The following is a 26672-nucleotide window of genomic DNA, read 5'->3' as shown; positions in this document are numbered from 1 at the left end:
CGCACACATCTACAATATGAAATAAGAAAGAACATTCCGCATTACGATTTGCTTCTATAGTATAACAAATAACTTTAAATAGTAAAGTACTTTTTATATTTTCTTATGGTAAAGGATTGCAGACCTCAAAAAGATGTTATATCATTATAGGTAATTGCGAATCAATCATTTGCTATCTATTTACTATATTATATCAAAGGAAGAGGAAAATAAAATGGCATCAAAAGAGCTGGCGTTAAAGCTTCACGAACAATGGAACGGTAAACTGGAAACCACCGCAAAGGCATCTGTCAAATCCAGAGAGGATCTTGCACTTGCCTATACACCGGGTGTCGCAGAGCCTTGTAAGGTGATCGCAGAGGATCCGGAAGCTGCTTACAAATATACAATGAAGGCAAACACTGTTGCCGTTATCTCAGACGGCAGTGCTGTTCTCGGTCTTGGAAATATCGGCCCGCTCGCTGCTATGCCTGTTATGGAAGGAAAATGTGTACTGTTCAAGGAGTTCGGTAATGTCAATGCCGTTCCGATCTGTCTGGACACACAGGATACAGAAGAACTCATCAAGACAATCACTTATCTTGCACCCAACTACGGCGGTATCAATTTAGAGGATATCAGTGCACCAAGATGCTTTGAGATCGAGGAACGCCTGAAACAGACGTTAAACATTCCTGTTTTCCATGATGACCAGCACGGTACAGCCATTGTCGTACTTGCAGGTATCATCAATGCCTTAAAGGTTGTCAATAAGAAGAAAGAGGATTGCAAGGTTGTTATCAACGGTGCGGGAAGTGCCGGTATCGCGATCACAAAGCTGCTCCTTACCTATGGTTTCCCAAATGTGATCATGTGTGACAAGGCAGGTATCATTTCAAAGGATTCCGAAAATCTGAACTGGATGCAGCAGAAAATGACAGAGGTGACCAATCCAAATAATGAAACAGGCTCTCTTGCCGATGCTTTAAAGGGTGCAGATATTTTTGTCGGTGTTTCCGCACCGAATATCGTGACGTCTGAAATGGTAAGATCCATGAACAAGGATTCCATTTTATTTGCCATGGCAAATCCGGTTCCGGAGATCATGCCTGATGTTGCAAAAGCAGCCGGTGCCAGAGTTGTTGGTACAGGCAGATCCGATTTCCCGAATCAGGTCAATAATGTCGTTGCATTCCCGGGTATTTTCAAGGGTGCTTTAGAAGGACGTGCTACCCAGATCACAGAAGATATGAAGCTTGCTGCTGCACTTGCCATCGCTTCTCTCGTTTCCGATGATGAGCTGAGCGACGACAATATCATGCCACAGGCTTTTGATCCGCGTGTTGCAGAGGTTGTTGCAAATGCTGTCAAATCCCACATCTGATCCGATAGAAAACCAGCTCCGGGAAGAAGCTTTGTATAAGCCGTACCAGAGCCTGAATGCCTATTTAAAAAAGAAATACGGTGAAAAAATATATAAGATTGCACTGGATGGCGGATTTACCTGCCCCAACAGAGACGGAACGTGTGGCACGCGTGGCTGCATCTTCTGCTCTGCAGGCGGCAGTGGTGAATTCGCCACTGCTATTCGTCAGAACAGTTCGATCGATGCGCAAATCACACAGGCGCTTGCCCGTTTTGGCGATAAGCAGACCGGGCAGCGTTTTATTGCCTATTTTCAGGCTTACACAGGTACCTATGCGGCTCCTGAGCGGCTCTATGCCCTGTATCACATGGCACTCTCCCATCCGAAGATCGTCGGGATCTCCATCGCTACAAGACCGGACTGCCTGCCCACGTCTGTTCTGGATGTGATAAAGCGATGCCAGACAGAATTTCCCGATAAATTTATCTGGATCGAGCTGGGGCTGCAATCCATCCATGAAAAAACAGCTCTTTATATACGCCGCGGCTATCCGCTCTCCTGCTTTGAAGAGGCACTCGCGGCGTTGCAGGCAATGTCCGTTCCCGTGATCGTTCATGTGATCCTAGGGCTTCCGGGGGAAACGCAGGCAGATATGCTTGCCACCATTGACTACTTAAGTCATAAAAATATCTTTGGCATCAAGCTGCAGCTTTTACATGTTCTGCGTGGTACAGATCTGGCGGCAGAATATGAGCGCGGTTTTTTTTCCTGTCTCTCAAAGGAGGCTTACATCGACCTGCTCTGCAGCTGCATTGACCATTTAAACCCTGCCATCATTCTGCACAGAGTTACCGGAGACGGGCCGAAGGATCTGCTGATCGCACCGACCTGGAGCCTGCAGAAGCGCAATGTTTTAAACAGCCTGCACAAAGCCTTGAAGGCAGGCGGACATTATCAGGGAAGGGATTATATAGAAAGGAAGGGTATCCATGACACAGGATCCGTTGACACTTTATAAGCTGATCGTGCTTTATATGCTGAACCGCGTAGATTTTCCGCTGACCAAGGCACAGATCACAGACTTTATATTAGAAAAAGAATATACGACATATATGAACCTGCAGTCCGTTCTGGCACAGCTTAGGGACAGCAATATGATCATGGAACGTACGATCCGTAACCGGACGCAGCTTTTGATCACCGAAGAAGGGAAAACAACACTGGGCTTTTTTGAAAACAGGATTTCCCCGGAGATCAAAAAAGACATTGAGACTTATCTGCAGGAAAAATCCATTTCTTTAAAAGAAGAAGCCTCTTTAAGCAGTGAGTTCTTCAAGGGAACTGACGGCGAATACAAAGCCCATCTGATCGCCCGAGAAAAGCATGTGACACTGCTCGATCTGACGATCTCCGTTCCAACCGAAGCGATCGCCCAGTCGATCTGCGAAAAATGGGAACGTAAAAGTCAGGATGTGTATCAGTTTCTGATAGAGCAGCTATTTTAAAAGCTGCTCTATTATTTTACCATCGGTATCCGGTAAGGATACGCCAAGAACTGACGCAAGTGTCGGTCCCTCATCCCATAAATACATCTTAGGGATTTCTCCCTGTTTGACTCCATATCCGCTCATCATAAAGAACGTTTCATATTCCGGTAATGTTGGCAGATATCCATGGGTTGCCAGCATTCTTTCGCCCTGCATCTGATCGACTTCTTCCTGCGGCTTTTCCATGCCATTCTGGAAGTAATATCCCGGCTCTGCTTCCAACATACAGATGCAGTCACCGTCTGCACCGAGAGCAGCCGCATGCTTTCTGGAAAAGATCTCATGCAGATGCGGTATTTTCTGCAGACAGCCTCTCAGCTGCTTCATCACTGCTTCCTTTTCCTCTGTTGACATGATTGTCATTTGTTTTTTCAGCTTCTTTCCGGCGTAAATATAACAACTGCCATCACAATGCTGCGCGATAAAATCATAGTCTTTGATCTTTCCGTCTGCTGTTGCCCGGATCAGCCCCGCTTTTTTCAGATAATAATTCGGATACAGCACTGTATGGGTATCGATCTGGCAATGATCGCCGAGCACAACGATCGTCGTTTTCTCCATATCTCCCGTTTCGGCAAGTGCCTGACAGATGCCACCCAGCCTTTCATCATGACGCTCCAGTGCTTCTTTGATCTGCGGTGCATCCAGTCCGTACAGATGTCTGTTGGTGTCCACATCCGTCAGATGGATCAGAAACAGCTGCGGATCATATTTGCGGATCGTATAGTCTGCTGCCGCATAAACAAAGTTATCCAGCTGCGGTTGTTTGATGCCATCGATCAGATGTCCGAACTTCTTTAACAGCTCGATCTGATACAGCACCGGTCCGTTTGTCGCCGATACCGTGACCTGATTCTGCCACCAGTGATTGGCAAAGATCTCCGGTACACAATACCGGATCCCGCTTTTGCCTGTCACCGGCCATAAAATAGATGCTGTGACGTATCCTTTTTCTGCCGCTGCTTCATATAAAGTCTTTCCATGGATAAAATGCTTTTGCCACATCCAGTCCGGGCTCTTTCTGCCGGGCTGCAGCTGCAGGTTATTGACAACACCATGATGCAGTGGCTTTTTCCCTGTTACGATCGACGTATGCGCAGGATAGGTAATGGACGGATAGACACTCTCTACATGGTCGCAATACCCACTCTGTGCACGCAGCTTCTGAAAATTCGGTAATGTTTTTAAATAGGCAAGATCTCTCGCTCCGACTGCATCCAGCGAAATGACGACCATCCGCTGGTCTATTTTTCTTCTTTTAACCATTTCATATGCTCCTGTACTTTACTTTCATAGCCCATTGTTGACGGTTCATAAAAAACAGAATCTGTCAGTTCGTCCGGCAGATACTGCTGCTGTACATAATGCTTGTCAAAATCATGCGCATATTGATAGCCCAGACCATGTCCCAGCTTTGCTGCGCCTTTATAGTGTGCATCCTGCAGATGCGTCGGTACCTTCAGATTTCCGGTCTTTCTGACACAGTCCATCGCTGCAGCGATCGCATTGTTGGCACTGTTGCTCTTTGGTGCGGTCGCGATATAGATTACCGCCTCCGACAAAATGATCTGCGCCTCTGGCATTCCGACACGCTCTACTGCAAGTGCTGCGCTGGTTGCAACCTGGATGGCATTCGGATCCGCCATTCCCACATCTTCCGCCGCGCAGATCATCATACGCCGCGCAATAAACGTCACACTTTCTCCCGCATACAGCATCTTTGCCAGATAATAAACAGCAGCATCCGGGTCTGACCCGCGCATGCTCTTGATAAACGCAGATATCGTATCGTAATGATTATCTCCCGTCTTGTCGTATTTCACAACACGCTTCTGGATACATTCGGAAGCGACTGGCAAGGTAAGATGGATCTTTCCGTCCTCACTGCGCTGCGTCGTCAGGACACCGATCTCGACCGCATTCAATGCATGTCTTGCATCACCGCCTGCCATATCTGCCAGAAATTCCAGTGCATCTTCATCGATCTCTGCCTGATAGCTGCCAAGCCCCTTTTTTTCATCCGTCAGTGCCCGCCTGATCAGATCCTTGATATCCTCCTTCTCCAACGGTTTCAGTTCAAAAATGATGGACCGTGACAGCAAAGCTCCATTTACCTCAAAATACGGATTTTCCGTTGTCGCTCCGATCAGGATGATCGTTCCGTCCTCTACAAACGGAAGCAGATAATCCTGCTGCCCTTTGTTGAAACGGTGGATCTCATCGATAAAGAGGATCGTCTTTTTCTGATACATGCCCATCGTATCCTTTGCCTTTGCAACGACTTCCTCCATATCCTTTTTGCCTGCTACGGTCGCATTGATCTGTGTAAATTCCGCACTTGTCGTATTGGCAATGACTTTGGCGATCGTCGTCTTTCCTGTGCCCGGCGGTCCGTAAAAGATCAGAGAACTGAGCTTATCCGCCTTGATCGCACGATACAACAGCTTGTCTTCGCCTAAGATATGACGCTGTCCCACGATTTCTGACAGGGTTGTCGGCCGCATACGCGCTGCCAGCGGCGATTCCTTTTCCATCGTATTCTGTCTCATGTATTCAAATAAGTCCATCCTATGCCTTCTCTCTGCATGCTCTGCCCTGTCTGCTACTCCAGCAGCAGTTCGTCTACTGTAACAAATTCATACCCCTGTGCCTGCAGGCTGTCTACGATTGAAAGTGCAGCAGTCACAGATGTCTCATAGCAATCATGCAACAATATAATATCATTTTCCTTCACAGTCGTCACTACTCTTTGATAAACACATTGGCTGCTGTTACAGCACCAGTCCAGCGGATCCACCGTCCACAAAACAGGGAAAAGATTTAATTCTTCCTCATACTTTTTATTCCAGCTCCCATACGGTGGTCTGATAAAGGTCGGTGTTTCTCCGGTGATCTCAGAAAGCACCGCATTTGTCATACGGATCTCTTCTTTAAATTTCTCTTCACCAACTTCGGTCAGCTGTACATGATGGTAAGTATGATTCCCGATCAGATGCCCGTCCTCATACATCGTTTCGATCACATCCGGATAGGCTTTTGCATTTTCGCCCACCACAAAAAAGCTGGCTTTTACACCACGCTCGCGCAGTCCGTCCAAAAGCTGCCTTGTCAGATTCGGATAAGGGCCATCATCAAAGGTAAGTGCTATGCGCTTTGGGACCGTATCTTCCGACCATGCAGCTGCTCTTTCAGGCATACGCCAGAAGGCAAGCAGACTGGCAAATGCGTACACTGCCAGAATGCCCGCTCCCAGAAATAGTTTCCACTTTCTGCTTTTTTCCATGTCAGACTTCTCTACGCTCTGTGTTCTTCCTGTATCTTATGCAGCTTTTCGTGATCTGTGCCTGTCTTATTAAATTCCACCATATAATCCCGGTAACGGATCGGGCACATCGTCCTCTGGCAGACATAGTTTTCCCGCTCTTTGATGGCAATGCTGCGAAAAAACGTCTGGAACAGTTCCTCATACGCCGTGTCACGCTGCCCCTGCCACAGCCTGTCTATCTGCGCCATATCCACCTTGGAGAGAAAAGCCGTCTTTCCATGGAAATAGCCCATTGCCCGTTCATCATCTATGATCGCAAAATTTTCCTGCCCAAACCTGTCCGCAAAATGTTGTCCCAGAAGCGGCAGAAGCTGGTTCTTCGGGCGGATCCTGGCAAGCAATAGCTTCTGTCCCTGTCTGCCGATCTCCGCAAACCTTACAAACCCTCTGTATTTCTGATTTTCATTGCTCACCGCCCGGTACAGCTCATATACTCTGCATACCTGCACAAGACCGTGCATATCCAGAACGCGTGCTCCATAGCGAAAGCCCTGTTTTAAAAAGTGATAGATAGCATCGACCTTGTCTTCTTCATCTGACAGTGACGCATAATACACCTGTACATATGCTTCATTTGCAATCTTCTGCCGGATGGAACGTGCCACCTTGACTGCTTTTTCCTGATCCGTTTCCACCTGCCGGTATTCCGTAAACAAACTGAAATTCATCTCCTGCTCCGTCATCAGATGAAGCCGGTCATCCGGGATCTTTGCCGCCCATGCATCATAGATTGCTGTAAAAATACCTTCCGGCGTATCCTCACAAAGATAAGTGATCATCCTGTCATCCCCTCCTTCCGGTCATCGAAAAGAGAAAGCTGCCGATAGGTCATCTGATACTCCATCTGCCAGTTTTTGGCATGATCGAGCTCTAAGATCCTTCTGGTGATGTAATCTTCTTCGATCTTTGTATGGTAAAGCATTTTCCCGTTGCAGGTAATAAAATAATGCGCCCGCTTCAGTACCACACCGATCCGTTTCAGCTGGTCAAAATCCAGCTTTGCCGATCTGCGCGCCCGCATGATCCGCTGCGCTGATTTCACCCCGATCCCCGGAACGCGGAGCAGCATTTCATACCCCGCCCGGTTGATCTCGACCGGAAAATATTCCAGATGCCGGATCGCCCAGTCACACTTCGGATCGAGATACACATTAAAATTCGGCTTTTCCTCTGACAGAAGCTCCTTTGCCGCAAATCCGTAAAAGCGTAGCAGGAAATCTGCCTGATACAGACGGTGCTCGCGGAGCAGCGGCGGCTTTGTGCCTACCTGCGGCAGATCGCGGTCTTCATTCAGTGCCACATAGGCAGAGTAAAAGACGCGTTTCAGTTCATACTTCTGATATAAAGACTCTGCGATCGTCAGGATCTGGTAATCATTCTCCTGCGTTGCACCAACGATCATCTGGGTACTCTGTCCCGCCGGCACAAAACGATCCTGCTTTCCGCCGGGCACACTGACGCCATAGCTGCTCTTCTCCCGTAAAAGCTGCCCGCCTCCCGGCAGATACAGACTGCTGCCCCTGTCCTGTTTTCCTGCGATCCGGCGATGATCCGCCAGTAGCAGCTTCTGCTCTCTGATGCCATTCTGGATCTGCCGCATCGGTGTCAGGATCTTTTCCCGTGTCTTGCCCGGTGCCAGCTTTTTCAATCCCTGTGCGGTCGGCAGCTCCAGATTCAGGCTCATGCGGTCTGCCAGATACCCGACTGCCTGCACAAGCTCTGCAGATGCGCCCGGAATCCCCTTCACATGAATATAGCCATTGAAATGATACTGCCTGCGCAATAAAAAAAGAACCTGGTAGATCTGCTCCATCGTCTCATCCGGCGAACGCCTGATCCCGGAGCTCAAAAAGAGCCCCTCGATATAGTTGCGCCGATAAAACTGGATCGTCAGCTCGCAAAGCTCCTGCGGCGTAAACGATGTACGGACCGTGTCATTGGAGCGGCGGTTGATGCAGTATTTGCAGTCATAGATGCATTCGTTGGTCAGCAAAACCTTCAAAAGAGAAATACACCTGCCGTCAGCCGCAAAGCTGTGACAGATGCCACACTGCGTCGCATTTCCCATGCCTTCCTGACTCCCCTTACGCTCTACGCCGCTTGAAGTACATGCCACATCATATTTCGCCGCATCGGATAAGATCTCCAGCTTCTTTTCAATTTCTAAATCTTCCAAAACGATCATATTCTACCCACCTGTTTATATAAAGAACATCTGTTCGAGTTATATTCTTATTATAAACAAGTGTTCGAAAATTACAAGCCCTTTTTCACCAAAAAGATCCTGGCAGAAAATGGTGCAATATCTGTACTGATGCGGTATGGCATTCCGTCATACACCTGCTTCTGCACCAGAACCTGCATATCCGAATGCTTTGTCTTACCGCTGTACTCTTCCCAGTCGCTGTTGATCAGCTCTTCCAGTGTGACATTTCTGTCATATCCAAATGAGAAGCTGCTCCAGTACTGATCCGAGAAGTTCAGCATGACGATCACCGACTGTCCCTCGGCACGTCTTTCATATACATAAGTGGAAAACTGTGCTGCATGCACCTGCAGCCAGCGGAAGCAGTTCGGATTGTATTCCCCGTTATATAAAGCAGGACAGGTAGTATAGAGCCTGCTCAGCTCTCTGTAATAATGATAAAAACTGTCATGCATCGGATACTTCAGCATATCCCAGTCCTGCTGGCGGTTTTCGTCCCACTCCCGGAGCTGTCCGATCTCATTGCCCATGAAATTCAGCTTCTTGCCCGGATGGGTATAAAAATAAGCATATAAAGCTCTTGCCTGCGGGAATTTCTGTTCATAATCGCCCCACATCTTCTGCACGATTGTTGCCTTTCCATGGACAACTTCATCATGCGAAAAAGCAAGCAGGTATAATTCGTTATAAAAATACTGCATGGAAAAAGCAAGTTTATCATAATTTGCCGGTCTGTACACCGGCTCCAGGCGGAAATAGTCCAGCGTATCATTCATAAAGCCCATGTCCCACTTATAATCAAAGCCCAGTCCGTCATATTCTACCGGTGCTGTGACCTTCAGATAATTGGTGGAATCCTCCGCCACCAGAATTGCGGTCGGATTTAGGCTGTGCAGCCCTGCATTCATCTCCCTGATAAATGCAACACTTCTGGTATTCACGCCACGCTTCGGATCTCCCATCCAGTAAATGGCACGGCTGATCGCATCCATACGGATCCCGTCAAAATGGAACTCCTGCAGCCAGTAATTGGCATTGGACTGTAAGAAGCTTGCCACTTCTCCGCGGGAATGATTGAAATTGCAGGTGCCCCACTCACTCTCGCCGACATCTTTGTTTTCATATTCATAAAGAGCTGTTCCGTCAAACTTTTTCAGTCCATACCCATCCATTGCAAAATGGATCGGTACAAAATCCAGAATGACACCAATGTCATTCTGATGGCAGCTATCGATCAGCTTTTTCAGTCCGTCCGGGCTGCCATATCTTGCAGTCGGTGCATAAAAGCCCGTATCCTGATACCCCCAGGAGCAATCCGCCGGATGCTCCGCAAGCGGCAGTACTTCAATATAATTAAAATGGTTTTCTTTCAGATATGGGATCAGCTCACTTGCAATTTCCTCATACGTCGGGAAGTGCATTTCTTCTCCCTCTTTGCGTTCCCTGACTGCCTTTTTGTTTTTCCAGGATGCCAGATGCAGTTCATAAATATTCATTGGCTTATTATAGGCTTTGTCCCGCTTTGCCATCCATTCTTCATCCGCAAACCGGTACTTGTACAGATCGGTAATGATCGATGCAAACGCCGGACGTTTTTCCATTGCAAAGCCGTAAGGATCACAGTGTTCGCGTACCACACCGCTTTGCTCTTCCACCAGATATTTATACATCTGTCCAGCCTTTGCACCCTCTACATAAGCCGTAAAAACACCACCGTCATAACCGTGATCCATCCGGACCCTGTTCCAGTCCGAAAAATCACCGATCACATAAACAGCTTTTGCCGCCGGTGCGTAGACGCGGAACCAAACGCCTTTTCCCTCGATATGTGCTCCGAAATATGTATAAGCATCAAATGCTCGTCCTTTGTAAAAATCCTGAAATAACATAACCTTTCTCCAACCCTGTATTTCTTTTTATTCTGCCATTTCCGTCAATGACATTGCCTGCAGATAGCACGCCTGAAAAGCATCCTGCTCTGCCAGATTGATACTTTCCGTCTGCTTCTTGATCGCAGCGGTCTTCTCCTCCGCCCGTTGTGCAAGCAACAGCTTCCCATATAAGTAAGCACCGGAAAGCGCCGTATTTCCGACTGCTGTGATCTTTCCGCGCAGCTGTGCAGGAAGCAGTCCGATCCGGATCGCACTTTCTCCGTCCAGCAGATACCCGAAACCACCTGCCAGATAAACCCGTTCCAGCTCTTCTACCTTACAGCCCGCCGTTTCCAGCAGTACATGAATGCCCGCATAAACAGCCGCTTTGGCGATCTGCAGCCCGCGTACATCCTCCTGCCTGATACAGACATGATCCACTGTCACACCATTATGGAAATATTCCTCGCAGATCAATCCCGTCTCATCTATAATACCGCCTGACAGCATGCGTGCCACCAGCGCGATCATATCCGTTCCCGGTACATTGGCACTTGCACCACCCTCAAAAGCCGGGCCCGCAGCCGTTGCCGTACATACCGTCCTGTCCTTGTCGATCAGCGCCATTTCTCCGTTTGTTCCCAGATCGATCAAAAGAGCTTTTTCCACCTGCTCCTTCTGCATCTGCTCCCGCACGGAAAGCATGCCTGCCATGATATCACCTCCGACAAATGCAGAAATACCGGGCATCACATAGCATTTCAGCATTGCAATATCCGTTACCACCTGATCGGTTGTGACCGGTGTAAACGGCGCATGGGAAAGACCGCTCACATCCATATGCAGCAGCAGATGATCCATGACCGTATTACCCGCAAGCACAACAAACAGCGGGGAAAATCCTGCCTGCAGCCATTTTTCCACTGCCCCCTCCAGAAGGTAATGTACGCAGTCTGCCAGCAGATGATCCATACCGGAAAGCGCATGTTCCATGCGGCTGATCACATCGCTTCCGTACTGCCTCTGTGGATTGAGTGCCCGATACGTATCGATCACACGTCCGCTCTCAGCCTCCACAAGCTGCAGAACGATCGTTGTAGTACCCAGATCGGCAATCACAAACGTTTTTCCATACTGCTTTGGATCTTCCCGCAGAAGCACCTGCGACTTCATCTGTGAGGAAAGTGCATCTGACGGAAGGGCTGAGGAAGTCAGAATAAATTCCCTCTCTTTTTCAAATGCCATTTCCACGATACAGTCCTGCGCAGGCTTTGCAAGGCATGCCAGCCTGTATCCTTCCCTGAGCTGCGACGGCGAAAACCGTTTCCGGTCCGCCGGCAGCGGAAGCGGCGCTCCTTTCAGGAAACGCACCGCACATTTTCCGCAGGTTCCATGCCCGCCGCAATTGGAAAATGTTGCAAGATTCCTCTTTTTCAGCACAGAAAGAACGCTTTCCCCGGCGTTCAGAGAAAACGCTCCTCCGTTTTTCACTACCATCTGCATTTTTTTCTCTCCCATAACTCACCCTATACATTACATCAAACTTATTTAACAGAACTGATTTCTGTCTGCATCATAATGATAATCGATCTGTGCCAGCTTCTCTGTGATCTCCTGCTTACTGACATCCAGTCCGTCACACATATCGTCAAGACTGCTGTAATAATCACGCAGCTTCAGATTCACAAAGCTCAGCAGCATAACCGGATCCTTTGGTATCATCGTCTCACCCCTGTTCATCTTGTCAAAAAGAGCCTTAGCCATAACGCTTTCGCATAAATAGCTAAGGCTCTCTTATAGATTACCATGAAACCATTGATTTTAAAAGATAATCAACTGATTTTCTTTCCATTTTTTCACTTATGAATAACTCTCGCAACCAGCTGTCAGCTCACCGTCTTTTTCATCGATCACGATCGTATCCTTCGGTTTTACTTTATCCTCCAGAATCAGCTTTGCAGACAATGTTTCCACATATTTCTGCATATAACGCTTGAGTGGTCTTGCACCGTAAACAGGATCATATCCGTTTTCCACAATATGCTGTTTGGCAGCATCTGTCAGTCTGATGGAAATCTCCTTATCAGCAAGCCGTTTGTTCAGATCGTCCACAAGCAGATTGATGATACCACTGATATTGCTCTTTGTCAGCGGTTTAAACAGGATCGTTTCATCCAGACGGTTTAAAAATTCCGGTCTGAAATGATTACGCAGATCGTTCATAACCGCAGCCTCTGCTTCCGGCTTGATCGTACCATCCTCATTGATGCCATCCAGCAGATAGGACGCACCGATATTGGAGGTCATGATCAGAATGGTATTTTTGAAATCTACCGTTCTGCCCTGAGAGTCTGTGATACGACCGTCATCCAGTACCTGCAGAAGCACATTAAATACATCAGGATGTGCCTTTTCGATCTCATCAAACAAAACAACACTGTAAGGTCTGCGGCGGACTGCTTCTGTCAGCTGACCGCCCTCTTCATAACCGACATATCCCGGAGGCGCTCCGATCAGACGTGACACAGAGTATTTCTCCATGTACTCACTCATATCGATACGCACCATATTATTCTCATTATCAAACAGGCTTGCGGCAAGTGCTTTTGCAAGTTCTGTCTTACCAACACCGGTAGGGCCTAAGAACAGGAACGAACCGATCGGCTTTGTCGGATCCTTGATACCCGCTTTGGAACGGATAATGGCTTCTGACACTTTTGTCACACCTTCATCCTGTCCGATGACTCTCTTATGGAGTTCTTCATCCAGATGCAGGGTTTTATTTCGTTCTCCTTCCGTCAGTTTTGCAACAGGAATACCTGTCCAGCGGGATACGATCTTTGCGATCTCTTCCTCATTGACATTTTCATGCACCAGAGAAAGATCTTCTGATTTTACCTTTTCCTCTTCTATCTCCAGTTGTTTTTTCAGATTTGGCAGTTTTCCATAGGAAAGCTCTGCAGCTTTCTCCAGATTGCCTTCCCGTTGTGCGATCTGGATCTCATTATTGACAGACTCGATCTCTTCACGCATTTTCTGCAGTCTCTGTACGGAATTCTTTTCGTTTTCCCAGGTTGCTTTCTGGCTGTTGAATTTCTCTTTCAGTTCTGCCAGTTCCTTCTGCAGATTGGCAAGACGTTCTTTGGAAAGACTGTCGTCTTCCTTCTTCAGCGCAGCTTCCTCAATCTCCATCTGCATCACTTTACGGCGCATTTCATCCAGCTCCGTCGGCATAGAATCCAGCTCTGTCTTAATCAGCGCACAGGCCTCATCGACAAGGTCGATCGCTTTATCCGGCAGAAATCTGTCCGTAATGTAACGGTTCGATAAAACTGCCGCACTGACAAGCGCATTATCCATGATCTTAACACCATGGAACACTTCGTAACGCTCTTTTAAGCCACGCAGGATGGATATCGTATCTTCAACCGTCGGCTCTTCGACCATAACGGTCTGGAAACGACGTTCCAGTGCTGCATCCTTTTCAATATATTGTCTGTATTCGTCCAGTGTCGTAGCACCGATACAATGCAGCTCACCACGTGCCAGCATAGGTTTTAACATATTGCCCGCATCCAGTGCGCCGTCTGTCTTGCCTGCACCGACGATCGTATGCAGCTCATCAATGAACAGAATGATCTGTCCTTCGCTCTTTCTGACATCCTCCAGCACTGCTTTCAGACGCTCTTCAAATTCACCACGATATTTGGCACCTGCAACAAGCGCGCCCATATCCAGCGCAAAGATCTTTTTATCCTTTAAGGTCTGTGGTACATCGCCTCTGACGATACGTTGTGCAAGACCTTCTACTACTGCCGTCTTACCAACGCCGGGCTCACCGATCAGTACCGGATTGTTTTTCGTCTTACGGGACAGGATACGGATCACATTACGGATCTCGTTATCACGTCCGATGACCGGATCAAGCTTCTGCGATCTTGCGCGCTCTACCAGATCCTGTCCGTATTTTTCCAGTGTATCATAGGTGGCTTCCGGGTTATCGCTTGTCACACGCTGATTGCCACGTACTGTGGACAATGCCTGCAAAAAGCGCTCTCTCGTCAGACCGTATTCCGAAAACAGCTTTTTGATCTCTGCATTCGGATGCTTTAACAGAGATAAGAACAAGTGCTCTACGGAAACATATTCGTCTCCCATCGCCTTTGCCTCATCCTCAGCCATAAGCAGGACTTCATTCAAAGCCTTGCTCATATAAATCTGTCCGCCGCTGACCTTTGTCTTTTTCTCGATCGCGGCTTTACTTCTATCTAAAAAGTGCTCTTTATTAATCTCCATTTTCTCGATGAGCTTTAAGATCAGGCTGTCATCGATTGTAAGCAGACTATAAAGAAGATGCTCCTGATCCACCTCCTGATTGCCGAACTCATACGCGAGCTTTTCGCAACCATTGACAGCTTCCAGGGATTTCTGTGTAAATTTTTGAATATTCATACTAGACACCTCCTCGTTGTATCTGTTCTATTTCAACTATAACACAGAATGTCATATTGTCAATACATATTTTTCATTTTTTTAAATTTTAATTTTATCATTTTCCTCGTCGCCATAACAGAGACGAGATACGCTCTGCGAATCTCGCTCTGATTAGCGGTCGTCAAATGCATCGCATAAATGCGTGCATTTTCCTCGTCGCCATAACAAAAAACAGAGTACAGCAGCATCCGCCACTATACTCTGTTTTATAAGTTTTTACTATTATTTCAGTTTTAATGCTCTCATGGCATTCAGGATCGCGATAAACGCAACACCGACATCGGCAAATACTGCCCACCACATGGAGGCTACACCGAGCGCTGCCAGGATCAGTACCAAAATCTTTACACCGATCGCAAAGATAATGTTCTGTTTAACGATCTCCAGCGTTTTCTTGGAAATATGCATTGCTGTCGTGATCTTCGCCGGTTCATCCGTCATGATAACGATATCCGCTGCTTCGATCGCTGCATCGGAGCCAAGACCGCCCATTGCAATACCGATATCTGCTCTTGCAAGTACCGGCGCATCATTGATACCGTCTCCGACAAAGATCAGCTTGCCTTTTTCCGACTTCTCAGCCAGCAGCTTTTCTACATGATCTACTTTATCGCCCGGCAGAAGCTCTGCATAATACTCTGTAATGCCGAGCTGACCTGCTACCTTATCTGCAACACCCTTCTGGTCTCCGGTCAGCATAACAAGCCGCATACCCGCTTTTTTCAGTCCTGTTACACACTCTGCCGCATCTTCCTTGAGCTGATCTTCAATCAGCAGGAAGCCCCAGTACACATCATTGTATGCGATATGGCAGATCGTTCCTTCGGACAATGCCTTTTCGCCTGCCAGATATTTTTCTTTGCAGGCAGCCCAGGCATCCGCACCCAGCACATGTGCCATAAGCTTCTCATTGCCGACTGCAATCTTACCGCCGTCCTTCTGCGCGACCACACCGAATCCGGCTTTTTCTTCTACCGCTTCGTTAGATGACATAATTGTCATATCTCCGTTTTTCTGCTGGTAAGCAGCCATAATGGATTTGGAGATCGGATGTGTGGATAATCGTTCTGCAAAAGCACCGTATGCAAGTACACGCTGTTCGGATTCATTCACCGCCATGATCTTTGTCACAGCAAACTGTCCTTTTGTCAGCGTACCGGTCTTATCCATAACGATCGTTTCCGCATTGGCAAGTGCCTCTAAGTAGTTGCTTCCCTTTACTAAAATACCGGCTTTGCTTGCTGCGCCGATACCACCGAAGAAGCTGAGCGGAATGGAAATAACAAGGGCACAAGGACAGGAAATAACCAAAAAGCAAAGTGCACGGTAAACCCATTTACCCCACGCACCTGTGATAACAGATGGGATGATCGCCAGTGCAACAGCTAAAAATACGACGATCGGAGTGTAGTATTTTGCAAATTTGGAAATAAAGTTCTCTGCTTCTGCCTTCTTTGCAGTCGCATTTTCTACCAGATTCAGGATCTTCGCTACTGTAGATTCGCCGAATTCCTTGTTGGTCTTTACCTCGATCACACCGGATAAGTTGATACAGCCACTGATGACTTCGTCTCCTGTACGGATCTCTCTTGGCAGGCTTTCTCCGGTCAGTGCCATCGTATCTAAGGAAGTTTCGCCTTTGATGACCTCTCCATCCAGCGGGATCTTCTCGCCCGGTTTTACTACGATGGTCGTACCGATGCTGACTTCATCCGGGTCTACACTGACAAGCTCTCCGGCCTCATTATATACATTTGCATAATCCGGTCGGATATCCATCAGATCCTTGATCGATCTTCTGGACTTGTTGACCGCATATGACTGGAACCATTCACCGATCTGATAAAACAGCATTACCGCTACCGCTTCCGGATACTGGCTGCTTAAAAATGCACCGATCGTTGCGATCACCATCAGGAATTTTTCATCAAAGATCTGTCCCTTTATGATATTCTGTGCTGCGCCTTTCAGTACATCGCCACCTATAATAAAATAGGTAACAAGAAATGCGATCAGTAATACGTTGTTGCTGACAGGTGCCAGTTTTTCCATTGCCATACAGGCTGCATAACAAACTGCACCTGCTATGATTCTATAGAGTCTTTTTTTCAGTTTCTTTGTCATACTTCTTCCTCACTTACCAGGCATACTTGTAGGTTCTCTGTATATCCGATACAGCTTCTCTTCTGCCTTACCGCTATTATTTACTTTACAGTAAATGTAACATCCGGCTCAATTTTCTTTACGATTTTCTTGGCTTCTTTTAAAACACCATCCATTGCTGCTTCATCTGCATCAATGATCATCTTCTGTGTCAGGAAGTTGACGCTGCATTTTTCAACGTCTTTCAGTTCATTTACCGCTTCCTCGATTTTACCTGCGCAATGTGCACAATCCAGATCCTCTAAAATAACTGTTTTTTTCATGTTCCTTACCTCCGTTTGATTTGATTTTGTTTTATTATTCGTTGATATGTTCAATTCCCTGACTTAAGATCGTCTTGATATGACCGTCTGCCAGTGAATAGAATACTGTTTTGCCTTCTCTTCTGTTCTTCACCAGATCCATCTGCTTCAGCACTCTGAGCTGATGCGAGATTGCGGATTGCGTCATCCCCAGAAGCGTGGCAATATCGCAGACACACATTTCCGAACACATCAGCACATATAAGATACGGATTCTGGTCGCATCTCCGAAGATGCGGAAGAACTCAGCCAGATCTGCGAGCTGTTCATCCTGTGGCATCTTTTCTTCTACCTTTTTCACGATATCTTCATGAACGTGAATGCAATCACATTTTTCAGCTTCGCCTTCTATTTTCTTCATATTGTCCTCCTTTTATTACATGTAGATATGTTCATATGAATATCTGTTCATATGTTCATTATAGCATTTGTTTCCTGTCTGTCAATATTCTTTTTCTATTATTTATCATATTTTTTTCACAATTATTCTTTACAATAAGAATAGATTTTCATAAAATACCATTATATCTAACAGAAAAGAGGATTTTACCATGAGCCAGAAGAAAATGGAGGCTTACAAAAACGCCAAAAAGAATAAGAAAGAATTGGAAAAGAAAGCTAAGAAGAAACGCATCATCAGTTGGATCTGCGGTATCGTGATCGCCCTTCTGATCGTTGGTGGATGTGGCTATCTGGTTTACTATACCAATGTTGTATTACCCAAGAAGCAGTCCGAGCAAAGCTCAACTTCCGAAAACTCAACAGAAGATATTGCAAATAATATCATGAATATTTTAAACAACAGCGAGTCAGCAGACAGCACAGATGCTGCTACAGATAGCGCAAGCGATACAGCTTCTGATGAGAACGCTGCAGATGCTGCAAGTGATTCAGCTTCTGACGAGAACGCTACAGATACTGCAAGTGATTCAGCAGAATAATTACATAGTATATAGAAGTAATTTCGCAAAGGGAAAGAACAGGGCAGATTTCATATCCGTCCTGTTCTTTTTTCACTTTGTTATCTTATTCCCATTTTACCTTCTATCAAGATATCAGACGATCAGCTATCAGATAATTAAATAACAGTCGCCACATAATCGGCATATTCTTCTCCAACCGTCTTTGCAGCATATCTGCCGGGCAGATCTGTGCATTTTCGGATCGTCAGATGCTGACTCCGCCCGTATACGGTATTGACACTGTCCTCTTTTTCCGACAGATCGAGGATCACTGTATCCGGCTGCATCAGATTGAGCAGCTTGCGTCCAAGTTTGATTTCACCCGTTATCTGAAATACATATTTCCATCTCATACCGGATTCCGACAGCCGTTCCTCATCCATTCCGATGCAGCCACATGCCTCCGCCTCCAGTCTGCGCCGTCCGATCGTTGACACAACTGTCACATGCGCTCCAAATGCTTTCAGATATTGCACAAGCAGTCTTGCCTCCAGCGTATAACCTATGATCAGACAATTACTTCCCCGCAGCATTTCATCGCTCAGCAGCTTCGCTTCCAGCAAAGCTGCCTCTGCAATAAGAGTTGCATTTTTGATCTGCAGTCTTTCATTTTGCACGAAATCATGCAACCGACAGTTATTTTTTGCTGCAGCCGCTACCATGTCAACCGGAAATCTGCCGCCAAAAAGCTGCTGCCCATCCATATGCAGCATCACTTCTGCCAGAAGCACAGGTGTTTCCAGCATATTTTCCCGGACAGTCATGCCATCCCGGCTGACAGGGTCCGGTAATACGAGTGCGTCCGTTTCCCGCAAAGCAGCCCACAGAGCACTTTTATCTCTGCACTGACGTGCTCCCTGCTCCTCCTGCGGGAAATTCAGTCCATAATAAGAAATGGCAAAATCCTTACGAATAAGAGATTTTGCCATATAATACTGTCTGAGATCTCCTCCCAGTAGTACAATTCTTTTCTTCATAGCCGCTCCCCCTATACATAATTTACTATATGAGGGAGACGGCTGTTTTGCTATAAAGTTTTTAAATGTCAATTATTATTTTTATGTATAGTCATATTTTTCAGCTGTTCTATTTGATCTCTCTTAGTATAAATCACCGCTATTATCTGAACCTTCTTCTCAGGTTTATTGATCCAATAGTATACTAGGAAATTGCTAACTACTATTTTACGGATTCCATGTGTTTTCCATGGTTCCTCTTCTATCAACTGATTGCGCTCCGGGAACTCCGCCAAAGCCAATATACTATTTTCCATCCGATTCAAAAGATGCTCTGCCGCTTCCGGTGCAAAAAGTTCATTAGAGATATAATCAACAATTTCCGCCATTTGTTCCTGTGCCTGACTCGTAATCTTTACCTCATAAGTATCTGCCAATCTAACCCCTCTTTCTCAATTCTGCAAAAACTTCCTTCGCAGTTCTGGAATCATCTGCTTTTGCCTGCATAAGTCCGTTCTCCATAATGGCATTGAATTGTGAATCCGTCATGACATCTCTGCTTGCAATAGACCTGGGTGCCTTCAATTCAAACGGAATTCCGTTTTTTGCAATCACCTGTCTGTATGTCATATCAATAAAAACAGATACCGGTATTCCCAATTTTTCCAAAATAGCCTCTGCTGATTCTTTGATTTCCGGCTGTATTCTTGCTGTAACATTTGCTGTTTTTGCTGCCATGTATAACACCACCTTTCCTATGTAGTGTATCACCTTGTATTGTAATTAGCAATACATTTGCAATCAAATAATATGTGTCATGCAAAATAAAAAGCGAGATGCACAGCATCCCGCTTTTTATTATCTCTATTTCATGCTTTTTTATTTAAAGTAAGCTACACCGGATTCAAAAATCTTCAGATCCTGTTCGCCACAAATGTTGATCGCTACCGCATTGTCACGTCTTTCCGCATGTGCCATCTTACCGAAGCATCTGCCATCCGGAGAAGTGATACCTTCGATGGCTGCATAAGAACCGTTGACGTTCCACTCTTCATCCATGGAAACATTACCGTTGAAATCTGCATACTGTGTTGCAACCTGTCCGTTTGCAAACAGCTTGTCGATCCATTCCTTCGGAGCTACGAAACGACCTTCGCCGTGAGAAGCAGGTGATACATAAGTCTTACCAACCTCTGCCTGTGCCAGCCATGGAGATTTATTGGAAACAACCTTTGTATAAACCATCTTGGAGATATGACGGTTGATCGTATTGTAAGTCAGTGTCGGAGAATCTTCCTTCTGTCCACAGATCTCGCCATACGGTACAAGACCGAGTTTGATCAATGCCTGGAATCCGTTACAAATACCAAGTGCAAGACCGTCGCGCTCGTTCAGCAGCTTTGTTACAGCTTCTTTGATCTTTGCATTCTGGAACGCAGTTGCAAAGAACTTCGCACTTCCGTCCGGTTCATCACCAGCCGAGAAGCCGCCCGGGAACATGATGATCTGTGCCTGGCTGATTGCCTGTTCAAAAGCATCTACACTTTCTCTGATGTCTTCTGCCGACATATTTTTAAATACCTTTGTGATAACATCCGCACCAGCTCTTTCAAATGCCTTGGCGGAATCGTATTCACAGTTTGTACCCGGGAATACCGGAATGAATACGGTCGGTTTTGCTACTTTATGCTTGCATACATATACTTCTTTTGCTTCATATAAAGGAGAAGCAACCAGCTCTGTGCCCTTTTCTGCCTTTGTCGGGAAGACACGTTCCAGTGTGGAACTCCAGCTCTTCAGTGCATCGTCTTCCGTCACAACTGCATCTTTATAAGCAAATCCGCTCTCTGCTACGCTGCCGACCAGTTTATAAGCCGGAAGCTTTGCAAGATCTTCCTGTGCCACTTCTGCAACGATCGCGCCGATCTGATTACCGAACAACTCTTTTTCTGTCAGGCTGTCTGCATAGCTGACACCCAGCTTATTACCGAATGCCATCTTGGCTGTTGCAGCCATCACACCTGTACCGTCTACTGTATAAGCAGCCTTTAAAGTACCGTCTACAACAAGAGCATGCAGCTTCTCATATAAAGCCATTACCTTATCGTATTCCGGCAGATCATAAGCATCCTTCGGAATCTCAAATAATACAAGCGCGTCGCCTGTCTTTTTCAGTTCCGGTGTCAGGATTTCCTGCTGCAGTGCGGTATCTACTGCAAATGACACGAGTGTCGGAGGTACGTCGATATCATTAAATGTACCGGACATACTGTCCTTTCCGCCGATACTTGGCAGTCCGAAACCGATCTGCGCATTATAAGCACCTAAAAGTGCTGCAAACGGCTGGCTCCATCTTTCCGGATCTTCTGTCATGCGGCGGAAGTATTCCTGGAATGTGAAACGAACCTTCTTATAATCGCCGCCCGTTGCAACAATCTTGGATAAAGATTCGAGGACTGCATAAATTGCACCATGATATGGGCTCCAGCTGGAAAGATATGGATCAAAACCATAGCTCATCATTGTAACAGTATCTGTCTTGCCATGCAGAACAGGAAGCTTTGCAACCATGGACTGTGTCTCTGTCAGCTGATACTGACCACCGTATGGCATAAATACGCTGCCTGCACCGATGGAAGCATCAAACATTTCCACAAGGCCTTTCTGGCTGCAGACATTGAGGTCATGCAGGGTATCCAGCATAGCAGCCTTGACATCCTTCTGCTCCAGATCCTTTTCTACTTTATCTATTGCAATCTTTTCTAAATAGTTGTCTTCTTTCTTCGGTACGTCCACCTTTACGCTTGTTTCCTGATGTGCACCGTTTGTATCCAGAAATGCTCTGGAAAGATTTACAATGCTCTTGCCCCTCCAGTTCAGTACCAGTCTTGGCTCCTCTGTTACCGTTGCAACTTTGACAGCTTCCAGATTTTCCTCTGCCGCATAGCCTAAGAATTCATCTACATCCTTTGGTGCTACGACAACTGCCATTCTTTCCTGAGATTCGGAAATGGCAAGCTCTGTACCGTCCAGACCTGCATATTTCTTCGGTACTTTATCAAGATCAACAACAAGTCCGTCTGCCAGTTCACCGATCGCTACGGATACACCGCCTGCACCAAAGTCATTACATTTCTTGATCAGCTTGCTGACTTCCGCTCTGCGGAACAGTCTCTGGATCTTACGCTCTGTCGGTGCATTACCTTTCTGTACTTCCGCACCGCATGTTTCAATGGAAGTTGTTGTATGTACCTTAGACGAACCTGTTGCACCGCCGCAGCCGTCACGTCCGGTTCTGCCACCGAGCAGGATGATGATATCGCCCGGATCGGAATTTTCACGAATGACGTTCTTTCTCGGAGCAGCACCCATAACAGCACCGATCTCCATTCTCTTTGCCACATAATCAGGATGGTAAATCTCCTTTACGTAGCCTGTCGCAAGACCGATCTGGTTACCATAGGAGGAGTAACCGCTTGCTGCGCCTCTGACAAGTTTTTTCTGGGAAAGTTTTCCTTTTAAAGTCTCTGTGACAGGAACTGTCGGATCTGCAGCACCTGTAATACGCATTGCCTGATATACATAACCACGGCCTGAAAGCGGATCACGGATCGCACCACCCAGACAGGTAGCAGCACCACCGAACGGCTCGATCTCTGTCGGATGGTTGTGTGTTTCATTTTTAAAGAAGATCAGCCATTCTTCTGTCTTACCGTCAATCTCTACCGGTACAACGATCGAGCAGGCATTGATCTCATCTGATTTTTCCATGTCATCCAACTTGCCTTCTTTTTTCAACTTGCGCATTGCCATGAGTGCAAGATCCATCAGGCAGACAAACTTGTCATCCCTGCCCTTGAAGATCTCTTCTCTGGCAGCCAGATATTCTTTATATGTTTTTTCAATCGGAGTCTTGTAATAGCCATCTTCAAATGTTACATCCTTCAGCTCTGTGGAGAAAGTAGTATGACGGCAGTGATCAGACCAGTACGTATCGAGTACACGGATCTCTGTCATGGACGGATCACGTTTTTCTTCCTTCTTGAAATAATTCTGAATATGAAGGAAATCCTTAAATGTCATCGCAAGTCCCAGAGAATCATATAACTTCTTCAGCTCGTCTTCTGCCATATCCTGAAAACCGGTAAAGATTTTAACATCATCCGGCTCTTTATATTCGGATACGAGTGTTTCCGGCTTCTTCATACCGGTTTCTCTGGAATCTACAGGGTTGATACAATATGCTTTGATCTTTTCCAGATCTTCATCTGAAACAGAACCCTCCAGTACATAAGTAACAGCAGTTTTGATGATCGGCTGTTCATCTTCCTTTAAAAACTGGATACACTGCAGTGCGGAATCCGCACGCTGGTCGAACTGTCCCGGTAAAAACTCTACGGAAAAACATTTTGCATTCTCCGGCATTGGGAACTGCTCCTCGTACAGCATATCAACCGGCGGTTCACTGAAAACAGTCTTACATGCTTTCTGGAAGGTTTCTTCTGAGATATTTTCCACATCATAGCGGATCAGCACTCTGACCTTGTCGATGCCTGTCATTCCCAGATAGTTTTTCAGATCCTCCTGCAGCTCCTTCGCTTTGACTGCAAAAGCATCTTTTTTCTCAACATAAATCCGTCTTACGTCTGCCATTTGATGACTCCTCCATTTGTAATCTTTTCCTATGTTAATGACATATCATTTTCATTATACAAGAAATATCCCTTTTTTCAACCTATGACCATACATGACAGTTGTTTTTTATTTTGATTCCGACACCCTTCCCTGTCTTTTCTCCTTTTATGCCACCGGCTTGCGGCTTTATTTTCCCTATTATATTTTCATTGTCTCTTTCTCTTTGCTCGTACCTTTTCATTAAACACATATGTAATTTATAGGTATACATAATATTTATAGCAAATTTTTAATTGTGGCGTTATGAAATACGATTTTATCGTATTTTTAAATATTGATATTGTTATTTTAATATTATTGTTTATTTTATGTAAACTTACGCAATTAAATATTTGTGTTATTTTTCAGAATTTTATATTGACTATTACAGTCATCGTTTTGCTGACAATCCAATCATTTTCTGTATTTTTTCTTATTTTCTGATTTATGATATGTGCTATTTTATTTTTTCAAAATTTTTATGACCTAGGTATCAGTTTTGTATCCTATATTTTCTAGTCAATTTGCTGCAACATAATATAGTATATTTTTTGACCAAATCAAACAAGATATGGTGTATTACTGCTTCTTTTATTGTAATAAATAGGATTGTTATTTAATATTATGTTATTGATGTTATGTAAATTAAAAAGAAAGAATTATTTTATCCCATGTGTTACGTTACAGATGCTATACTAACTGAAATTTCAAAACAAATCACAGATAAAAAACAGAAAGGATAGCGGACTGCAGAAAGCGCAGAAGCTGAGAAAACAGAAGAAGATAACATAAAATGGGATAAAAACGGCAAAAGACGGTCAGAAACCCGAAAGTCCAGATAAATCAGAGTAAAAAATAATCGAAAAAGAGCAAACTATGAATTAAAAAAAGAGAGCAAGCCGCTAAGAACAGGGAGACGGGCTAAAAATATCAAACTAATAAAAAAGAGTGAGAAGAAGTTTCTCACTTCATCTCACTCAGTTTTTGTTCCATCTGGTATAGTTCTTTTGCAAATTCTTTAAAGGCTTCTTTCTTTGGAGAATCTTTTCCGATCTTCTCCTCGTTTTTGTAGCAGATCCGGTGTTCCATGCTCGCCCAGAGATCCATTGCCATTGTCCGCATCTGGATTTCTACCGGATAATAATCCATGCCATCGATGTGATAGACCGGAATTCCTACGATAATATGTAGGCTCCTGTAGCCGTTTTCCTTCTCCTGCCTGATATAATCTTTCTCCTGCAGGATCAGAATGTCCGTCTGCCTCTTGATCCGCTCCAGTACATGATATATATCTTCTTCAAAATAGCAGATGATCCGGATCCCTGCAATATCTGTCAGGTTTTCCCTTGCTTCCTCTGCGCTCACCCTGCAGCCCTTTCTGCGCAGCTTTTCTTCGATACTTTCCTTCTTTTTGATGCGTTCCTGCATATGATGGATCGGATAATTCTTATATTTGCGCCTGTAATCGTTATTCAGGCTCTCCAGCCTCGTCATCAGATTTGCCATGGCATCCTGATACGGAATGATAAGACTGTCATAATCCGCTTCCTCTATGTATTCCATGTCTTACTCCCTTTTCCTTCAATCGTGCAACATCTGCCTGCTGCCCGGTCTTTGCTTTTTATTTTCTATATCTTACCAGATATATTTGAATGAATTGTGTAAGATCTATGAAATCTACATAAAAAAAGCTGAACAAAATCTAAATTTTGCCCAGCTCTTTATGTTCCTGTCTATCTCCTGTAATCTCAGCAGTGAAATCTTATAATAACTTGATCAGCTCCTCTTTCACAGATGCCACATGCTCCTGTGTCAAGCCGAAATCCATTTCCTTATAAGTCCATGCTGCGCGTCCGATGCCATGTTTTTCAAAGGCTGCATGGATATCCTTGTACCAGTTTACCGTACCGTCGGTCGGAGCCTGGTCTATAACGCCGTATTCGCCGCAATACAGCGGTGCATTCATTTTTTCGGCATATTCGATCGCCGGAGCAAAAATCGCGTCAAAAAAGCCGATTCCCATGTCTGCAACACCTGCCCGTCTGAAGATCTCTGTTGTGTGATCCGGCATGTTATTATCCTTTGCCGCTTTTTCATACTCTGCCACTGTCATCGGATACTCCGTATGGAAGCCCTTTGGCATGAAATCCTGCCAGTATGCGGACTGGTGTGTGAAAAGCTGCGGATCATAGCAGTGGAAATTATATACGATCTTATCATCCATCGGTGGATCAAGCTGTGGAACGGAAAGCACACTGTTGTAATTGATGCCGCCTACCAGAATATAAGCATCCTTGCTGTACTTGCGTACTGTCTCCATGGCACGTTTTGCCAGCGCATTCCATTTCAGTGCCACACCCGGATCTACGATCTCGTTCAGCAGCTCAAATGCCATTCTGTCGCTGTATTTTGCATATCTTGATGCCAGTTTGTCCCATAAAGCAATAAAGCGGTCTTTCAGTTTATCATTGTCAAAAAATCCCTCACTGCCCTCTACATCATCAAATACATAGCCTGCTGTCTTATGCAGATCGAGGATCAGATTCAGATTATATTTTCTGCACCACTCGATACAGTTGTCTATGTACTTGTAATTCTCCTCGATCGGTGTACCGTCTTCCTCCTCGATCACATTGTAATCAAGTGGGAGTCTGATGTGATCCACGCCCCAGGATGCGATCTCCTTGATGTCCTCCTCCTTGATGAAGCTGTCATAGTGCTGTGTTTCATATACTCTGCACTGTGAGATCCAGCCTCCTAAATTAATGCCTTTCTGATACCCTTCAAACGTTCTCATATCCTTCTCCTTTCGTTTTATGATATATCT

The 26672-nt window shown here is 45.6% G+C and carries 22 protein-coding genes; 4 read left to right on the top strand and 18 right to left on the bottom strand.

Annotation, left to right across the window (positions count from 1 at the left end):
• Window positions 1-214: 214 nt before the first annotated feature.
• The 3 genes from KQI22_RS07735 to KQI22_RS07725 are packed head-to-tail and all read left to right on the top strand — an operon-like array spanning window position 215 to window position 2850.
• Entirely contained in the window at window positions 215-1363 is a 1149-nt protein-coding gene (locus KQI22_RS07735) for an NAD(P)-dependent malic enzyme (RefSeq protein WP_216551508.1), read from the top strand.
• Window positions 1341-2363, top strand: coding sequence for a TIGR01212 family radical SAM protein (locus KQI22_RS07730; RefSeq protein WP_216551507.1), 1023 nt, complete (start codon window positions 1341-1343; stop codon window positions 2361-2363). The genes KQI22_RS07735 and KQI22_RS07730 overlap by 23 nt, the downstream gene beginning before the upstream one ends.
• Complete coding sequence (locus KQI22_RS07725; RefSeq protein WP_216551506.1) at window positions 2335-2850, top strand: DUF4364 family protein; 516 nt, start codon at window positions 2335-2337, stop codon at window positions 2848-2850. The genes KQI22_RS07730 and KQI22_RS07725 overlap by 29 nt, the downstream gene beginning before the upstream one ends.
• Here KQI22_RS07725 and KQI22_RS07720 read toward each other — a convergent pair.
• The 12 genes from KQI22_RS07720 to KQI22_RS07665 all read right to left on the bottom strand — a co-directional run bounded on the left by KQI22_RS07720 (window position 2842) and on the right by KQI22_RS07665 (window position 17614).
• Window positions 2842-4158 carry an alkaline phosphatase family protein gene (locus tag KQI22_RS07720; protein WP_253293557.1) on the bottom strand — a complete coding sequence of 439 codons (1317 nt, stop codon included), beginning with the start codon at window positions 4156-4158 and terminating at the stop codon, window positions 2842-2844. The two genes, KQI22_RS07725 and KQI22_RS07720, sit on opposite strands and share 9 nt — an antisense overlap.
• Window positions 4137-5459: a replication-associated recombination protein A gene (locus tag KQI22_RS07715; protein ID WP_216551505.1), complete on the bottom strand. Its 1323-nt coding sequence runs from the start codon at window positions 5457-5459 to the stop codon at window positions 4137-4139. Before KQI22_RS07715 ends, KQI22_RS07720 begins: the two co-directional genes overlap by 22 nt.
• 35 nt (window positions 5460-5494) lie before the next feature.
• On the bottom strand, window positions 5495-6175 hold the full coding sequence (locus KQI22_RS07710; RefSeq protein ID WP_216551504.1) for a polysaccharide deacetylase family protein: 681 nt from the start codon (window positions 6173-6175) through the stop codon (window positions 5495-5497).
• 11 nt (window positions 6176-6186) lie between these two features.
• Window positions 6187-6996: a TIGR03915 family putative DNA repair protein gene (locus KQI22_RS07705; RefSeq protein WP_216551503.1), complete on the bottom strand. Its 810-nt coding sequence runs from the start codon at window positions 6994-6996 to the stop codon at window positions 6187-6189.
• A complete protein-coding gene (locus KQI22_RS07700) occupies window positions 6993-8402 on the bottom strand; it encodes a putative DNA modification/repair radical SAM protein (protein WP_216551502.1) in 1410 nt (469 codons plus the stop codon). Before KQI22_RS07700 ends, KQI22_RS07705 begins: the two co-directional genes overlap by 4 nt.
• A gap of 71 nt (window positions 8403-8473) precedes the next feature.
• On the bottom strand, window positions 8474-10312 hold the full coding sequence (gene glgB, locus KQI22_RS07695; protein WP_216551501.1) for a 1,4-alpha-glucan branching protein GlgB: 1839 nt from the start codon (window positions 10310-10312) through the stop codon (window positions 8474-8476).
• 27 nt (window positions 10313-10339) lie between these two features.
• The gene (locus KQI22_RS07690; RefSeq protein WP_216551500.1) at window positions 10340-11797 is read right to left on the bottom strand and encodes an ASKHA domain-containing protein; all 1458 of its coding nucleotides are present in this window, start codon (window positions 11795-11797) and stop codon (window positions 10340-10342) included.
• A 45-nt stretch (window positions 11798-11842) separates the two neighbouring features.
• Window positions 11843-12016 carry a DUF4250 domain-containing protein gene (locus KQI22_RS07685; RefSeq protein WP_216551529.1) on the bottom strand — a complete coding sequence of 58 codons (174 nt, stop codon included), beginning with the start codon at window positions 12014-12016 and terminating at the stop codon, window positions 11843-11845.
• Between the two features lie 138 nt (window positions 12017-12154).
• A complete protein-coding gene (clpB, locus tag KQI22_RS07680) occupies window positions 12155-14746 on the bottom strand; it encodes an ATP-dependent chaperone ClpB (RefSeq protein WP_216551499.1) in 2592 nt (863 codons plus the stop codon).
• Between the two features lie 264 nt (window positions 14747-15010).
• On the bottom strand, window positions 15011-16912 hold the full coding sequence (locus KQI22_RS07675; RefSeq protein ID WP_216551498.1) for a heavy metal translocating P-type ATPase: 1902 nt from the start codon (window positions 16910-16912) through the stop codon (window positions 15011-15013).
• An 80-nt stretch (window positions 16913-16992) separates the two neighbouring features.
• Window positions 16993-17214, bottom strand: coding sequence for a cation transporter (locus KQI22_RS07670; protein WP_216551497.1), 222 nt, complete (start codon window positions 17212-17214; stop codon window positions 16993-16995).
• Window positions 17215-17248: 34 nt separating this feature from the next.
• Window positions 17249-17614 carry an ArsR/SmtB family transcription factor gene (locus KQI22_RS07665; protein ID WP_216551496.1) on the bottom strand — a complete coding sequence of 122 codons (366 nt, stop codon included), beginning with the start codon at window positions 17612-17614 and terminating at the stop codon, window positions 17249-17251.
• Window positions 17615-17804: 190 nt separating this feature from the next.
• Here KQI22_RS07665 and KQI22_RS07660 point away from each other — a divergent pair, with 190 nt between their 5' ends.
• Window positions 17805-18194: a hypothetical protein gene (locus tag KQI22_RS07660; RefSeq protein ID WP_216551495.1), complete on the top strand. Its 390-nt coding sequence runs from the start codon at window positions 17805-17807 to the stop codon at window positions 18192-18194.
• 137 nt (window positions 18195-18331) lie between these two features.
• Here KQI22_RS07660 and KQI22_RS07655 read toward each other — a convergent pair whose 3' ends face one another.
• From KQI22_RS07655 to KQI22_RS07630, 6 genes are all read right to left on the bottom strand, one after another.
• A complete protein-coding gene (locus tag KQI22_RS07655) occupies window positions 18332-19192 on the bottom strand; it encodes a dipicolinate synthase subunit DpsA (protein WP_216551494.1) in 861 nt (286 codons plus the stop codon).
• A 68-nt stretch (window positions 19193-19260) separates the two neighbouring features.
• Entirely contained in the window at window positions 19261-19608 is a 348-nt protein-coding gene (locus tag KQI22_RS07650; protein WP_253293556.1) for a type II toxin-antitoxin system RelE/ParE family toxin, read from the bottom strand.
• A 1-nt stretch (window position 19609) separates the two neighbouring features.
• Window positions 19610-19909 (bottom strand): type II toxin-antitoxin system RelB/DinJ family antitoxin, encoded by a 300-nt coding sequence (locus tag KQI22_RS07645; protein WP_216551493.1) that lies wholly within the window; start codon window positions 19907-19909, stop codon window positions 19610-19612.
• 141 nt (window positions 19910-20050) lie between these two features.
• A complete protein-coding gene (locus tag KQI22_RS07640; protein WP_216551492.1) occupies window positions 20051-23824 on the bottom strand; it encodes a phosphoribosylformylglycinamidine synthase in 3774 nt (1257 codons plus the stop codon).
• Between the two features lie 984 nt (window positions 23825-24808).
• A complete protein-coding gene (locus KQI22_RS07635; RefSeq protein WP_216551491.1) occupies window positions 24809-25408 on the bottom strand; it encodes a GTP pyrophosphokinase in 600 nt (199 codons plus the stop codon).
• Window positions 25409-25607: 199 nt separating this feature from the next.
• Window positions 25608-26642 carry a glycoside hydrolase family 5 protein gene (locus tag KQI22_RS07630; RefSeq protein ID WP_216551490.1) on the bottom strand — a complete coding sequence of 345 codons (1035 nt, stop codon included), beginning with the start codon at window positions 26640-26642 and terminating at the stop codon, window positions 25608-25610.
• Window positions 26643-26672 lie beyond the last annotated feature (30 nt).

This window comes from Kineothrix sp. MSJ-39 (genome assembly GCF_018917935.1).
In the GTDB taxonomy this organism is placed as follows: Bacteria; Bacillota; Clostridia; order Lachnospirales; family Lachnospiraceae; genus CAG-194.
This window is presented reverse-complemented; position numbering and strand designations above follow the sequence as displayed.